Consider the following 14,108-nt stretch of genomic DNA (forward strand, 5'->3'; position numbering starts at 1 on the left):
CCGACCAAGGGAGCACCCGTCATGCAACCGTTCCGCGTGGACATCCCGCAGGCCGACCTGGACGACCTCAACCGCCGGCTGGCCGACACCCGGTGGCCCGAGCTGGTCGACGTCGGCTGGGAGCGCGGCGTGCCGACCGCGTACCTGAAGGAGCTCGCCGAGTACTGGCGCACCGGCTTCGACTGGCGGGCGGCGGAGGCCCGGCTCAACCAGTACCCGCAGTTCACCACCGAGATCGACGGCGAGCAGATCCACTTCATCCACGTGCGCTCGCCCGAGCCGAACGCCATACCGATGATCATCACGCACGGCTGGCCGGGCTCGATCGTGGAGTTCCTCGACATCATCGGCCCGCTGACCGACCCGCGCGCGCACGGCGGCAACCCGGAGGTCGCCTACGACCTGGTGATCCCGTCGATGCCCGGCTACGGGTTCTCCGGTCCGCTGAAGTCGACCGGCTGGGACCTGGTCAAGGTGGCGCAGGCGTGGGCGCAGCTGATGAGCGGCCTCGGCTACGACAAGTACGTCGCCCAGGGCGCGGACTTCGGCGCGGTCGCCTCGATCCTGCTCGGCGTGGTCGACGCGCAGCACCTGCTGGGCATCCACCTGAACCTGCTGCTGACGCTGCCGGCCGGCGAGCCGGGCGAGCTGGACGACCTCAGCGACGAGGACCGGCGGCGGCTGGGGATGACCGACCGGTTCCTGTCGATCCTGGCCGGGTCGATGAAGCAGCAGGCCACCCGGCCGCACACGGTCGCGTACGCGCTGACCGACTCGCCGGTCGGGCAGCTGGCGTGGATCGCGGAGAAGTTCAAGGACTGGGCGCAGGCCGAGACCGCCCCCGAGGACGCGGTCGACCGCGACCTGATGCTGACGCTGATCTCGATCTACTGGCTGACGAAGACGGCCGGGTCCTCGGCGCAGACCTACGTGGAGAACTTCCCGCAGCTGCCGATCAACTCCATCGTCGGCCGGCTGCCCACCGTCGAGGTGCCGGTCGGCGTCGCCCAGTACACGCACTCGCTCTTCCTGCCGGTGAAGAAGTTCGCCGAGCGCGACCTGACGAACATCGTGTACTGGTCGGAGTACGACCGCGGCGGCCACTTCGCCGCCATGGAGGAGCCCGACCTCTTCGCGGCGGACCTCCAGGCGTTCGGACAGGTGCTGCGCAAGCTCTGAGACCGCCCCCGGAGCTGCTCCGGGCCGATTTTCCGGAAAACCCGGCGGACCGCGATTCCTTTGCGCGGTCCGCCGGGTCTACACACCGACGGCAGGCACAGCAAGCAGCATCGTGAAAGGACACGGACCGCTATGGCGATCAAGTACAGTCTCGGACTCCCCCAGGGCTTCGTATGGGAGCTCGTGGGCCGACGCGACCCCGTGGAGGCGTTCGACACGCTGCTGCGGTGGACGAAGGCCGTCGAGCAGTCCGGCTACGACACCATCTGGGTGGCCGACCACCTGATGACGGTCCCGCCGTCGCAGGAGATGCTCTTCGAGTGCTGGACCACGGTGGCCGCGCTGCTGCGCGAGACCGAGACCATCAGGATCGGCCAGCTCGCCACCTGTAACAGCTACCACAACCCGGCCCTGCAGGCGAAGATGGCCTCCACCACCGACGTCATCGGCGGCGGCCGCTTCACCTTCGGCATCGGCGCCGGCTGGTACGAGCCCGACTACCAGGCCTACGGCTTCGACTTCCCGAGCGCCGGCGAGCGCCTGCGCCAGCTGGACGAGGCCGTCCAGATCATCAAGCGGATGTGGACCGAGGACGAGGTCACCTTCGAGGGCAAGTACTACCAGGTCCGCGGCGCGGTGAACCAGCCCAAGGGCATCCAGCAGCCGCACATCCCGATGATGATCGCGGGCGGCGGCGAGAAGGTCACCCTGAAGCTGGTCGCCAAGTACGGCGACTACGCCAACGTGACCGGCTCCCCGGAGGAGGTCGAGCGCAAGTTCGCCATCCTCAAGAAGCACTGCGAGGACGCCGGCCGCGACTACGACAGCATCAAGCGCACCGTGCTGATGCACTCCGTGCTCGACGAGACGGACGAGAAGGCGGCCGCGCGGGTCCCGCAGTGGGCGCCGGCCGTGTACCCCGGTGACATCAGCACCTACGGCCTGATCGGCACCGTCGACACGGTCCGCGAGCGCATCGCGGCCTACGAGGCGGTCGGCGTGGACGAGTTCGTGCTGAGCTTCCCCGACACCGTGCAGACCGACCTGCTCACGCAGTTCGCCGAGGCGTTCATCGCCTGACGCCCCTCCAGCTCCCGCCGGGCGCGCGCACCCCGGACAGGTGCGTGCCCGGCGGGTACCCCACGACCCGCCGTGTACGGATGCGCACGGCGCGCTCCCCCGCGTAAGCTGGCCGGGCCCGATGGAACTGATCCGGCCCGCGATTGTGTGAGGGAGCGGGATGCCGCAGACTCTGGACTCCCGGCCCGATACCGAGGAGTTCGTCCGCACCACCGAGCGGTTCCGGCACGAGCTGCTGGCGCACTGCTACCGCATGCTGGGCTCGATCGACGAGGTCGAGGACCTCGTGCAGGAGACCTACCTGCGGGCCTGGCGCTCGTACGGCACGTTCGAGGGCCGGTCCTCGGTGCGCGTATGGCTCTACCGGATCGCCACCAACGCCTGCCTGACCGCGTTGCAGCGGCGCGGCCGGCGGCCGCTGCCGTCCGGCATCGGCGCGCCGAGCGACGACCCGGACGCGCCGCTGGCGATGGCCGGCTCCGACGTCAGCTGGCTGCAGCCGGTCCCCGACGCCCTGGTCATGCAGAAGGTCGACGACCCCGCGGCCGTGGTCACCATGCGGGAGACGCTGCGGCTCGCGGTGATCGCCAGCCTGCAGTACCTGCCGCCGCGGCAGCGCGCCGTGCTGATCCTGCGGGACGTGCTGGACATGCCGTCCGCCCAGGTCGCGCAGGTCCTGGAGATGTCGAACGCGGCGGTCAAGAGCGCGCTGCAGCGGGCCCGCGGCCGGATCGCGGAGGTGTCGCCGTCGGCCGAGGAGGTCAGCGAGCCCACCGAGCCCGAGCTGCGGGCGCTGCTCGACCGGTACGTCGCCGCCTTCGAGCAGGCCGACGTCGCGGGCCTGGAGAAGGTGCTGCGGCAGGACGCGGTGCTGGAGATGACGCCGTCGCGCACCTGGTTCTCCGGTCTGGTCACCTGTACGGCCTACCTGGCCCGGGTGCTCGGCTCCCCCGGTGACTGGCTCATGGTCCCGACCGCCGCCAACGGCCAGCCCGCCGCCGCCGCGTACTACCGCGCCGCGGACGGCTCGTACCAGGCGTACGGGATCGCGGTGCTCACCGTCGCGGACCGCGCGATCTCCCGGATCACCGTCTTCGGCGACTCCTCGCTGTTCGAGGTGTTCGGCCTGCCGCAGGTGCAGCCCGCCCGGGAGGCGTGAACCTCCCGGGGCGGGCGCCGGCTCGGCGGCCGGCCGCACTCAGCCGTTGAGCTTGGGCAGCACCTCGCGCCCGAAGACCTCCAGGAACTCGTCCTGGTTGCGGCCCACGTTGTGCACGTAGATCCGGTTGAAGCCGGCGTCGATGTACTTCTGCAGCGACGCCCGGTGCACGTCGGGGTCGGAGCTGACGACCATCCGTCCCTCGAAGTCCTCGCGCCGCACCAGCTTCGCCATCTGCTCGAAGTCGAACGGCGAACGGACGTCCGCCTTCGGGAACTTCATGCCGCCGTTGGGCCACTGCACCATCGCGTTGGTCCACGCCTCCTCGTCGGTCGGCGCCCACGACAGGTGCACCTGGAGGAGCTTGGGCATGGTGTCGGGGTCCTTGCCGGCCTTGCGGGCGCCGACACCGAAGTTCTCCAGCACCGAGGCGAGCTTCTCCAGCGAGGCGCCCGGGGTGATGAGGCCGTCGGCGAGCTCACCCGTCTTGCGCGAGGTGTAGGGCGCGGCGGAGGCGATGTAGATCGGCGGCGGCGCGTCCGGCAGCGTCCACAGGCGGCTGGTGTGCAGCTTGAAGAACTCGCCGTTGTGCTTGACGTCCTTGCCGCTGAACAGCTTCCTGATGATCTCCAGCGCCTCGAACATCCGGCGGACCCGTTCGGCGGCTTCCGGCCAGTATCCGGCGATGAAGTGCTCGTTGAGCGACTCGCCCGAGCCGATACCCAGCCAGGTGCGGCCGGGGTAGGTCGCTTCCAGGGTCGCGGCGGCCTGCGCCACCAGCGCCGGGTGCAGCCGGAAGGACGGGCAGGTCACGCCGGGCCCGAGGTCGCCGGTGGAGTGCTCGGCGAGGGACGCCAGCACGCTCCACACGAACGACGCCTCTCCCTGGGCGGGCACCCAGGGCTGAAAGTGGTCGGCGGCCATCTGGCCCCGGAAACCGTGCTGTTCGGCCAGTTCCGCGAGCCTGATCGACTCACGCGGCGAGAACTGCTCCAGTGCGGCGGCGATACCGATCTGAACACTACTCATGGGTGGGATGAGCCTCTCCTGTTGGTCCGCTTTACGAATACAGACTCCTCCGGGGCCCGAGAGGAATCGCGCAGCGGCGGTGACGTCCGAGGTCAGCGTACCGGCAGGCGGCCCGGCGGCGGGGGCGCGGCAGGTGTGGCGAAGGCAATATGGGAGAGGCGTCGCACACCCCTTGAGCACAGGATGTATTTGCTACCCCTGCCTGATTCCGTTCGTCGACCTCAGCGCGCATTGAAGCCTGCGGAGGAATAGAGGAGATATCGATGACCACAAGTGCTCTCACGTCGAGCGTGGGTGATCTGGCTGCGGATCCCGAGAAGGCTGCCGCGTGCAGCGTCGTCTCCCGGGTGAACGCCGCTTGGGACAAGAACGACGCGGAGGAGTTCGCGGCGGTCTACGCCGAGGACGCCACGCTCATCCTGTCCGGCGACCGCTTCTTCGAGGGCCGTCAGCACATCGCCGAGGAACTGGCTCTGTCCTTCAAGGGCCCGCACAAGGGAACCCGCCTGCTGGCGGACGTGGTGAGCTTCCACTGGATCGCCCCGGGGCTCGCCGCGATCGTCACCGAGGGCGGCGTCATCGCCCCCGGTGAGGACACCTTCATCTGGGACCGCGCGCTGCGCGCCACGTGGGTGGCCGCCAAGCAGGAGAACGGTGAGTACCTCGTCACCGCCTACCAGAACGGCCGCCGTGCCGACGGCGCGCTGAAGGGTGAGGGTGAGCACTGACTCATGACGGGGCCGGCCCCGGATCCGAGGATCCGGGGCCGGCCCTTTCGCGCGTTCAGGAGTGCAGGAGTTCAGGAGGGGAGTTCGACCGACTGGCGGTGCTGGAAGAAATTCCGCGGGTCGTACTTCTTCTTGATCTGCTGCAGCCGCGGATAGGCGTCCTTGTAATACAGCGTCGACCACCGGACCGACGACTGGTTGTACGTCGGGTCGCTCAGGTCGGCGTCGGGGTAGTTGACGTAGCAGCCGTCGGTGACGGCGTTCGGCACCGGCACCCCGCCGGTCGACGCCCACACCTCGGAGTAGCTCTGCCGGGTCCAGCTGATGTACGTGTCGTCGTCGGCCGGGTCGGTCCACTGCACGAACCACAGCATCTTGAACGCGGCGCCGCGGTGCTGCGCGGCCGTCGCGGCCGCGTCCACGCCGCTGGCCACGCCGCCGTACGAGGTCAGCTGGATGCTGATGTCGGGGTTGTTGATGTCGGTCCTGGTCAGGTGCTTGTACAGGGCCAGCGCCTGGTCCTGCGTGAAGGCGGTCTTCACGTACGCCGACTTGTACTCGGCGCGCAGCGTCGGGTCGTTGAGCTGCGCGTTGGTGGTGCTGGTCTTGCGGGTGGCCTCCAGCCAGGGCAGCTGGATGCCGTTCACCGCCTCCGGCATGGCCACGAAGTCACCCGACTTGGTGGTGGCCGTGGTCGCCGGCGTCGTGACGCCCGCGTTCATGTAGGCGATGTAGTCGTCGAGGATCTGCTGCGCGTTGGGCGCGCCCGCGTCGACCTGGGTGAGCATGACGATCACCCCGTTGGAGGCGTGGTTCATCACCAGGAAGCTGGCGAGGTACCGGTTGGGGCTGGTCGGTGAGATGTTGTCGGCGTGCCACTGCGAGTAGTTGTGCACCAGCCGCACGAACTCGTCCTGGGTGAGCTGGCTCCAGGGCCAGGCGATCACCTGGAACAGCACCGAGGCCGGCGGCTTCGGCAGCAGCTTGCGCGGGTCGGTCGCGGTGACGCCGGGCGAGCGGAACAGGTAGCGGGTGACGACGCCGAAGTTGCCGCCGCCGCCGCCGGTGTGGGCCCACCACAGGTCGCGGTTGGGGTCGTTGGCCTCCCGGGTGGCGACGACCGTGCGGACCGCGCCGGTCGCGTCGACGAGCACGACCTCCACGCCGTACAGGTGGTCCACGACCAGGCCGTTGCGCCGGGTCAGCCAGCCCCAGCCGCCGCCGGCGACGTGGCCGCCCATGCCGACCGAGTAGCAGATGCCGCCGGGGACGGTGACGCCCCAGGTCTGGTAGAGCTTGGTGTAGACGTCCAGCAGGGTCGCGCCGGACTCGATGGCGATCGCGTTGTACGTGGCGTCGTAGTAGACCCGGTTCATGTTGGTCAGGTCGACGACGACCTTCACGTCCGGGTTGTAGACGAAGTCCTCCAGGCAGTGCCCGCCGCTGCGTATCGACAGGCGCTTGCCGGCCTTCACCGCGGCCGCGACGATGGCCGGTATCTGGCCAGGATTGTCGACGACCTCGACGCAGTCGGGAGCCCCGACGTACCGCGCGTTCATCCCGCGGACCAGGTCGGGGTACTGCTGGTCGGACGGGGTGATGGCGGGCGCCGCCCCCGTGGACGGCGTCGGCGTGGTGTCCTTTCCCCCCACCACTCCCGGCGTCGTGCTGCCCGCTGCCGGGTCGGCGGCGGCGACACCGGCGCTGACACCGCCCAGCGCGGCGGCTCCGCCCACGCTCGCGGCGGCTCCGGCGAGGAACCGGCGACGGTTCACCCCGCTCTTGTCGTGCGTCATGCTGTGTTCCTTCCTCTTGCTCGCTGAGCTGAGCCCTTGGCCTTGCTCTTGGCCTTGCCCTTGAGTGCGATGCCGGCCCCCCGGCGGACGGTGTGGGGTTACCCGGCCCCCAGCACCGGACGGACGCGGTTCGCCATGAGCAGCAGGGAGAGGAAGTGGCCCTGCTCAGGCGGGCGCTGCGTGAAATGCAGCGGCGTCCCCGATGTCTTCGCTCGTAACTCGCGCCGAATTTTGCAGCCCGGTGACGAGCCGCCGGCCACGTACTCCTGCGGGGCATCACCGAGCAACTCTCGAAGCCGCAACGCAGGTCCCCCTGTTCCGCTCCGGCGTCGCCGAAAAAAAGCACATTCGGCAACTGTGGTCGTGCTCCGGAAATTACCATCCCGGCGGACTGCCGTGTCAAGGATTTCAGAGTCGTACCGGGACCGTGACGATCCGCGGAAGTTCCCGAACATCCGCCACGGCAGGCCCTGTTGAGAAGGCAGCCCTTCCCACCTCGGCATTTGCCGCCGCGAGGCCCCCCGGAGCCCCCGTGAAGCGGCGGTCCAAAAACTCGGTAAACGTTTCGGTACCGGGCGGGAAGCGCCGTTCGTACGGCGCGTCGCCGCCGCCCGCGATCTCTACTACGCGCGATGCCCCGGTAACACACGGCTAATGTCGCCACAGGGGTACGGGCGCGTAACAAGCGAGTACGTGCGCGGATAGCGCTGTGTGAATGCGTAATCGCTCGCCGGATAAAGGCGGGACGGAAGTCAACCCTGTTGTGGAAGTGACTGGAGAAATTCCAGAGTGCTCACGTCGGGCCGGGACGGCTCGAACGTGCCCTTGGGAGCGACAACTCCCAGGGAGAGCAAGCCGGAAGAAACACTCGGGCGCTCGCCGCCCTACGTTGTTCGGCATATGACCGCTGCCCGGGTGCGGCATGCCCGGGAGCGACCGGGGCCACCCGGAATGGGCAAGGCGCGTCGTCCGCTCCGCTTCGATGACTTGGGGGAAGCTCATGCACGACATGCCTGGGATGCCGGCGATGCCGGCGTCGCACGCGGCCGCAGCCTCGGGCTGGGACAAACTGGGCGCGATCCTGCTGCTGCTCTGGGCGGTGGCGATGTGGGCCGCCGTCTTCGGGCTGTGGTACGCCAACCGCGGCCCGGTGCGCCGGCCGTGGATCTACCGGGCCAGCGCCACGACCATCGTGGTCGGCGTGATCGGCCAGATCGGCCACCTGCAGGAGCACGTGGCGCAGGCCGGATACTGGCTCGGCCACCCCAACAGCCCTGCCTGGATGACTCCGTGGGGCATGGGACTGGCCAAGGGCTACAACACGGTCGACACCTCCAAGCCCACCCTGGGCATGGAGATCCTGCACCTGACCGGCAACTTCATCTTCCTCGCCGGAATGGCCGCGGTGATGGTCATCTCCACCCGCGCCCGGGCCACCCAGACCCGGCGCTGGGGACGGATGGGCGTGTGGATGCAGGGCATCCACGGCCTGGAGCACCTGTCACTGACGCTGTCGGTGTGGTTCGGCGCGGACCGCGCGATCGGCCTGTCCACCTGGTTCGGGCAGATCCAGCCGGGCGTGGGCCTGACCACCTACCGCATCTGGTGGCACTTCATCGCCAACGTCCTGGGCTCCTTCATCTTCGGCATGGCGCTGTTCAACCTCTGGCGTGAACGCACGGTCATCGCCGCCTCGTTCGACGCGCAGAGCGCCAAGGCCCCCGAGCCGCGGACCGCGCCGAAGCGCCGCCCCGGTGCGGCCGAGCCCGGTACCGCCTGATCCACCGCCCGATCCACCGCGGGCGGTTCGCCCGTAGGCGTCCCGTCGCACCCGGCCCTCCGGCCGGGCGCGACGGGACGTGGTGCGTGGTGCGTCGTGCTCAGTGGCCGAGCGCCTGCGCGGCCAGCTCGGTCCCGCGCAGCCGGGCCTCGATCTTGGCGAAGGCCGTCTCGCGGGACGTCGAGGTGTCGTCGGCGAACGGCGAGAAGCCGCAGTCGTCGCAGGTGCCCAGCTGCTCCACCGGAATGTGCCGGGCCGCCTCCAGCACCCGGTCCCGTACCTGCTCCGCGGTCTCCACCGCGGGGTCGTTCGGGTCGGTGACGCCCACGAACACCCGCACGCCGGGCGGCAGATGCTCGGCGATGACGCGCAGCACCCGCTCACGGTCCGGCTCGCCCGACAGCTGGACGTAGAAGGCGCCCGCCTTCAGCCGGAAGAAGTCGGGCAGCAGGCCGGCGTAGTCCACGTCGGCGCTGTGCGTGGCGTCGTGGTCGGCGCCCGGGCAGGTGTGCACGCCGATCCGGGCCCGCTCCTCGTCGCTGAAGCGCTCCAGCACCAGGTTGTTGAGCGCGATGAAGTCGTTCAGCAGCCCGCCGCTCGGGTCGAGCTTGAGCGACAGCCGGCCCTCGGTGAAGTCGAGTTGCACCGCGTGCGCGCCGGCGTCCAGCGCGCCGCGGATGTCGGCCTCCGCCTCGTCGGCGAGGTCGGCGAGGAACTGCTCGCGCGAGTAGCCCTCGATGGGCTCCGGCGGGTAGAGCAGGCTGAGCGCGGACGGCGCGATCACCGCCTGCTTCACCGGGAGTCCGGTGTGCCGCTGGGCCTCGCGCAGATAGCTCTCGGCGTGCACCTGGTAGCGGAAGGGGCCGGCCGTCAGGAGCGGCAACTGCCGGGTGTGGCCGTCGGCGAAGGGAATGACCGCGCCGTTCGGGTCGAGCGTGGTGAGCCCGGCGATCGGATACGTGGCGAAACTCGGCTTCGCCTGCTCGCCGTCGACGAGGACCGGGGAGCCCAGCTCGGCCAGCTTGCTCAACGTCTCTGCGGTCGCCTGGAGTTGATACGCCGTCAGTTCAGCGTCCGATAAGGCGCCTTCGGCGTGCTTGGCGAGCGCGCTCTGCAGAGCGGCGGGCCTCGGGATGCTCCCGATGGGTTCGGTGGGGATGCTCATGTCCGGACTTTAGGGAATCACGCCAGCCCCTCACAAGCACCCCTTGACAAAGTCCGTGCGAACGTTTTCCCGCTCCTCGAACGGGTGATCGGAGCGTCGGGCCGCACCCGGCCCGGCGGTGCCCGCGGGCCCGCGGAACAGGCAGCTCCACCTGTACAGCCCAGGCTGTGCAGACCCGCGCGCACGCGTGCACAGCCGGGAATGCACAGGTGGAACTGCGCAGGCCGATATGCACAGGTGAATTTGCACAGTCTGGCCTGTCGACTTATCGTGGGGGCATGGAAGAGACCCCGTCCATCCCGTCCGCCGAGGCGGTCCGCGCCGCGCAGGACATCCGCGTCGTCTTCAGCCGCCTGCGCCGCCGGCTCCGCGAGGAGTACCGCATCGAGGACCTGACCCCGTCGCAGACGTCCGTCCTCAGCCGCCTGGACCGGGAGGGCCCGGCCTCCACCAGCGCCCTCGCCGCCGCCGAGCGGGTCAGGCCGCAGTCGATGGCCGCCACCGTCGCCGTCCTGGAGGAGCGCGGCCTGATCGGCCGCCGCGCCGACCCCGACGACGGCCGCAAGCAGCTGGTGTCCGTGAACGCGCACGGCCGCGAGTTCCTCGCCGACCGCCGCCGGGCCGGCGAGGAGTGGATGGCGAGGGCGCTGCGCGACCACTTCACCGAGCAGGAGCTGCGGACCGTGCTCGACGCGCTGCCGCTGCTCGAACGGCTCGCCCGCGTATGACCTCGCGCCTGACGTCGCACATGGCCCCGCACCTCACCCGCCTCGCCCACCGCACGGGAGCCGGAGCGGGCAACAAGGGCTCGTTCGACCGCAGACTGCTGCCGCCGATGATGCTCGGCTCGGTGCTGAACCCGGTCAACTCCTCGATCATCTCGGTGTCGCTGGTCCCGATCGGCGCCGCCTTCGGCGCGCCGCCGGCGCAGACCGCGTGGCTGATCTCCGCGCTCTACCTGGCCACCGCGATAGGCCAGCCCGTCGTCGGCCGCCTCATCGACCTGCACGGCCCGCGCCGCCTCTTCCTGGCCGGGACCGCGCTGACCGGCGTCGCGGGCCTCGTCGGCGTGCTCGCCCCGAACCTCGGCGTCCTCATCGCCGCCCGCGTACTGCTCGGCTTCGGCACCTGCGCCGGCTATCCGGCGGCCATGAACCTGATCCGCAGCGAGGCCGCCCGCACCGGCCGGGACAGCCCGGCCGGGGTCCTCACCGCGCTCGCCGTCACCAACCAGACCGTCGCCGTCATCGGCCCCTCGCTGGGCGGCCTGCTCATCGGCCTCGGCGGCTGGCGCGCCACCCTGGCCGTCAACATCCCGCTGGCCCTGGCCGGCCTGCTGCTCGGCGCGCTGCGGCTGCCGAGGACGCCGCCGGCGCGCGAGGGCGGCCGCGGCGCCGCCGCCCTCGACCTGCCGGGCATGGCGCTGTTCTCCGCGACGCTCGTCTCGCTGCTGCTCTTCCTGATGGACCCGCGGCTCGCGCACTGGTGGCTGCCGGTGCTCACCGCGGTCCTCGCCGCGGCCTTCGCACGGCGCGAACTGCGCCTGCCCGAGGACCCCTTCATCGACCTGCGGGTGCTCGCGGGCAACGGCCCGCTGCTCGCCACCTACGGCCGCGCCCTGCTCGGCTACGTGGTCTCGTACGCCTTCCTCTACGGCTACACCCAGTGGCTGGAGGAGGGCCGCGGGCTGTCCGCGTCGCAGACCGGCCTCGCCCAGCTCCCGCTGTTCGCCACCGCGATCGCGGTCTCCGCGGCCTTCGGGCGGCGCGCCGAGATCCGCCGCAAGCTGCTGGTCGGCGGCGTCTTCCAGGTCGCCGCGTGCGCGCTGCTGCTGTTCCTCGGCGCGGGCGGCACCGTGTGGCTGCTCGTGGCCGTGGCGGTGGTGTTCGGCGTCCCGCAGGGCCTGAACAGCCTCGCGCTGCAGAACGCGGTCTACCACCAGGCGCAGCCGGAGCGCATCGGCTCCTCCGCGGGGCTGCTGCGCACCTTCGGCTACCTCGGCGCGATCGTCGCCTCCGCGGCGAACGGCGTGTTCTTCCCGCACCGCGCCGACACCGCGGGGATGCACCACCTGGCGTGGTTCCTGGTCGCGGTGTCCGTCGCGTTCCTCGTGGTGACGGTGGCCGACCGCTCACTCGCCCGCATCGGCGTACCGTCGGCGCCCCCCGGCCCGCCCGCTCCCGCCGCCTCCGCTCCCGACTCCGCCTCAGCGGCGTCCGCGTCGGACGCCGACGCCGATGCCGACGCCGACCCCCCGAAAGGCGCCACGCCGTGACCACCACCGCCCTGCTCGTGATGGACGTCCAGAACGGCATCGTCGCACGCGTCCCCGACCCCGGCTACGTGCCGCGGGTGGCCGCCGCCGTGCGTGCGGCGCGCGCCGCGGGCGTCCCGGTGCTGTACGTGGTGATCGGCTTCCGGGCCGGCCACCCCGAGATCAGCCCGCGCAACAAGACCTTCGGCGCCCTGCCGGACGGCGCGTACACCCCCGGCGACCCGGGCGCGGCGATCCACCCCGACCTCGCCCCGCGGCCTGGCGAGCCGGTGGTGACCAAGCGGCGGGTCAGCGCCTTCACCGGCAGCGACCTGGAGGTGCTGCTGCGGTCGCGCGGCGTCGGCCACCTGGTGCTGGCGGGCCTCGCGACCAGCGGTGTGGTGCTGTCCACGCTCCGCCAGGCCGCCGACCTCGACTTCCGGCTCACCGTGCTCGCCGACGGCTGCGGCGACGCCGATCCCGAGCTGCACCGGGTGCTGCTGGAGAAGGTCTTCCCGCGCCAGGCCGAGGTCACCACCATCGAGGCGTGGACGGCGTCGCTCGGCTGACCGGATCTGGCCGGTGCGCGGCCGGCCGGGCACGGGCGGTATGGACGGCCGCGCGGGGCTGTCCTACCGTCGGGCGCCCGTGCCACGCCCCGCGGGAATCCGAGGAGGACGTACCGTGACCGTCGTCCCGCAGCCCCCCGACATCCTCTCGCCGCAGTTCGCCGCGGACCCGTACCCGTCCTACCGGGTGCTGCGGGAGCACTACCCGCTGCACTACCACGAGGCCACCGGCAGCTGGCTGATCTCGCGGTACGAGGACGTCGAACGGGCCTTTCGGGACCCGGTGTTCACCACCGACAACTACGCCTGGCAGCTGGAGCCGGTGCACGGCGGCCGGACCATCGTGCAGATGAGCGGCCACGAACACGCCGTCAAGCGGGCGCTGGTGGCGCCGGCCTTCCGCGGCCGGGAGCTGCGGACGCGCTTCATGCCGGTCATCGAGCGCAACGCGCGCGAGCTGATCGACGCCTTCCGCGACCACGAACAGGCCGAACTCGTCGACCAGTTCGCCACCCGCTTCCCGGTCAACGTGATCGTCGACATGCTCGGCCTCGACCACTCGGAACACGACCGCTTCCACGCCTGGTACGAGGCGGTGGTCGGGTTCTTCGCCAACCTCGGCCAGGACCCGGAGGTGGCCGCCGCCGGACTGCGCGCCGGCGCGGAACTGCGCGCGTACCTGCTGCCGGTGATCGAGCGGCGGCGCGCAGATCCGGGCGACGACCTGCTCTCCAGCCTGTGCACCGCGGAGATCGACGGCACCCGGATGACCGACCAGGACATCACGTCCTTCGTCAGCCTGCTGCTCTCCGCGGGCGGCGAGACGACGGACAAGGCGATCGCCGGCATGTTCCGCAACCTGCTGGCCCACCCCGACCAGCTGGCGGCGGTACGGGCCGACCGCGGCCTGGTCCCCGCGGCGTTCGCCGAGTCCCTGCGGCACAGCCCGCCACTTCAGATGATCATGCGGCAGACCGCCGCAGAGGTGACCCTCAGCGGCGGGACCGTGCCGGCCGGCGCCACCGTCACCTGCCTGATCGGCGCGGCCAACCGCGACGAGAGCCGGTACGCGGACCCGGACCGGTACGACGTCTTCAGGACCGACCTGACCACTGCCAACGCCTTCAGCGCGGCGGCCGACCACCTCGCCTTCGCGCTCGGCCGGCACTTCTGCGTCGGCGCACTGCTGGCCAAGGCGGAGGTCGAGGTGGGCGCCAACCAACTCCTCGACGCCTTCCCGGACATGGACTTCGCAACGGGGGAACCGCCGCCCGAGACCGGCGTCTTCGTCCGCGGCCCGCACACGCTGCCGCTGCGGTTCGGCTGACCCGTCCCGGCGGCCGGGCGCCCGGGAGGCACGGGCGTACGG

At 70.8% G+C, this 14,108-nt stretch carries 12 protein-coding genes; 9 read left to right on the forward strand and 3 right to left on the reverse strand.

Features of this window, described 5'->3' with window-relative positions; all coding sequences use genetic code 11:
* Nucleotides 1-21: 21 nt before the first annotated feature.
* From V2S66_RS25130 to V2S66_RS25140, 3 genes are all read left to right on the forward strand, one after another.
* Nucleotides 22-1,179 carry an epoxide hydrolase family protein gene (locus V2S66_RS25130; protein WP_330798670.1) on the forward strand — a complete coding sequence of 386 codons (1,158 nt, stop codon included), beginning with the start codon at nt 22-24 and terminating at the stop codon, nt 1,177-1,179.
* A gap of 132 nt (nt 1,180-1,311) precedes the next feature.
* Complete coding sequence (locus V2S66_RS25135; RefSeq protein ID WP_330798673.1) at nt 1,312-2,259, forward strand: LLM class F420-dependent oxidoreductase; 948 nt, start codon at nt 1,312-1,314, stop codon at nt 2,257-2,259.
* Between the two features lie 160 nt (nt 2,260-2,419).
* Nucleotides 2,420-3,418, forward strand: coding sequence for a sigma-70 family RNA polymerase sigma factor (locus tag V2S66_RS25140; protein ID WP_330798675.1), 999 nt, complete (start codon nt 2,420-2,422; stop codon nt 3,416-3,418).
* A gap of 39 nt (nt 3,419-3,457) precedes the next feature.
* On the opposite strand, the gene V2S66_RS25145 is transcribed toward V2S66_RS25140, so the two are convergent.
* Nucleotides 3,458-4,447 (reverse strand): TIGR03557 family F420-dependent LLM class oxidoreductase, encoded by a 990-nt coding sequence (locus V2S66_RS25145; RefSeq protein ID WP_330798677.1) that lies wholly within the window; start codon nt 4,445-4,447, stop codon nt 3,458-3,460.
* 263 nt (nt 4,448-4,710) lie between these two features.
* On the opposite strand from V2S66_RS25145, the gene V2S66_RS25150 reads away from it, so the two are divergent.
* Nucleotides 4,711-5,175, forward strand: a complete 465-nt coding sequence (locus V2S66_RS25150; RefSeq protein WP_330798679.1) for an SgcJ/EcaC family oxidoreductase — start codon at nt 4,711-4,713, stop codon at nt 5,173-5,175.
* A gap of 71 nt (nt 5,176-5,246) precedes the next feature.
* Here the strand turns inward: V2S66_RS25150 and V2S66_RS25155 are convergent, their stop codons facing one another.
* A complete protein-coding gene (locus tag V2S66_RS25155) occupies nt 5,247-6,971 on the reverse strand; it encodes an FAD-binding oxidoreductase (protein WP_330798681.1) in 1,725 nt (574 codons plus the stop codon).
* A 1,000-nt stretch (nt 6,972-7,971) separates the two neighbouring features.
* Here V2S66_RS25155 and V2S66_RS25160 point away from each other — a divergent pair.
* On the forward strand, nt 7,972-8,751 hold the full coding sequence (locus V2S66_RS25160) for a DUF6008 family protein (RefSeq protein ID WP_330798682.1): 780 nt from the start codon (nt 7,972-7,974) through the stop codon (nt 8,749-8,751).
* A 100-nt stretch (nt 8,752-8,851) separates the two neighbouring features.
* Here V2S66_RS25160 and V2S66_RS25165 read toward each other — a convergent pair whose 3' ends face one another.
* Nucleotides 8,852-9,916, reverse strand: a complete 1,065-nt coding sequence (locus V2S66_RS25165) for a cobalamin-independent methionine synthase II family protein (RefSeq protein WP_330798684.1) — start codon at nt 9,914-9,916, stop codon at nt 8,852-8,854.
* A 278-nt stretch (nt 9,917-10,194) separates the two neighbouring features.
* Here V2S66_RS25165 and V2S66_RS25170 point away from each other — a divergent pair, with 278 nt between their 5' ends.
* From V2S66_RS25170 to V2S66_RS25185, 4 genes are all read left to right on the forward strand, one after another.
* A complete protein-coding gene (locus tag V2S66_RS25170; RefSeq protein ID WP_330798685.1) occupies nt 10,195-10,644 on the forward strand; it encodes a MarR family winged helix-turn-helix transcriptional regulator in 450 nt (149 codons plus the stop codon).
* A 20-nt stretch (nt 10,645-10,664) separates the two neighbouring features.
* Nucleotides 10,665-12,191: an MFS transporter gene (locus tag V2S66_RS25175; protein WP_330798722.1), complete on the forward strand. Its 1,527-nt coding sequence runs from the start codon at nt 10,665-10,667 to the stop codon at nt 12,189-12,191.
* Nucleotides 12,188-12,739 (forward strand): cysteine hydrolase family protein, encoded by a 552-nt coding sequence (locus V2S66_RS25180; RefSeq protein ID WP_330798686.1) that lies wholly within the window; start codon nt 12,188-12,190, stop codon nt 12,737-12,739. Before V2S66_RS25175 ends, V2S66_RS25180 begins: the two co-directional genes overlap by 4 nt.
* A 115-nt stretch (nt 12,740-12,854) precedes the next feature.
* Complete coding sequence (locus V2S66_RS25185) at nt 12,855-14,066, forward strand: cytochrome P450 (RefSeq protein ID WP_330798687.1); 1,212 nt, start codon at nt 12,855-12,857, stop codon at nt 14,064-14,066.
* Nucleotides 14,067-14,108: the final 42 nt, after the last annotated feature.

Source organism: Actinacidiphila polyblastidii (assembly GCF_036353415.1).
GTDB classification, from domain to species: domain Bacteria; phylum Actinomycetota; class Actinomycetes; order Streptomycetales; family Streptomycetaceae; genus Actinacidiphila; species Actinacidiphila polyblastidii.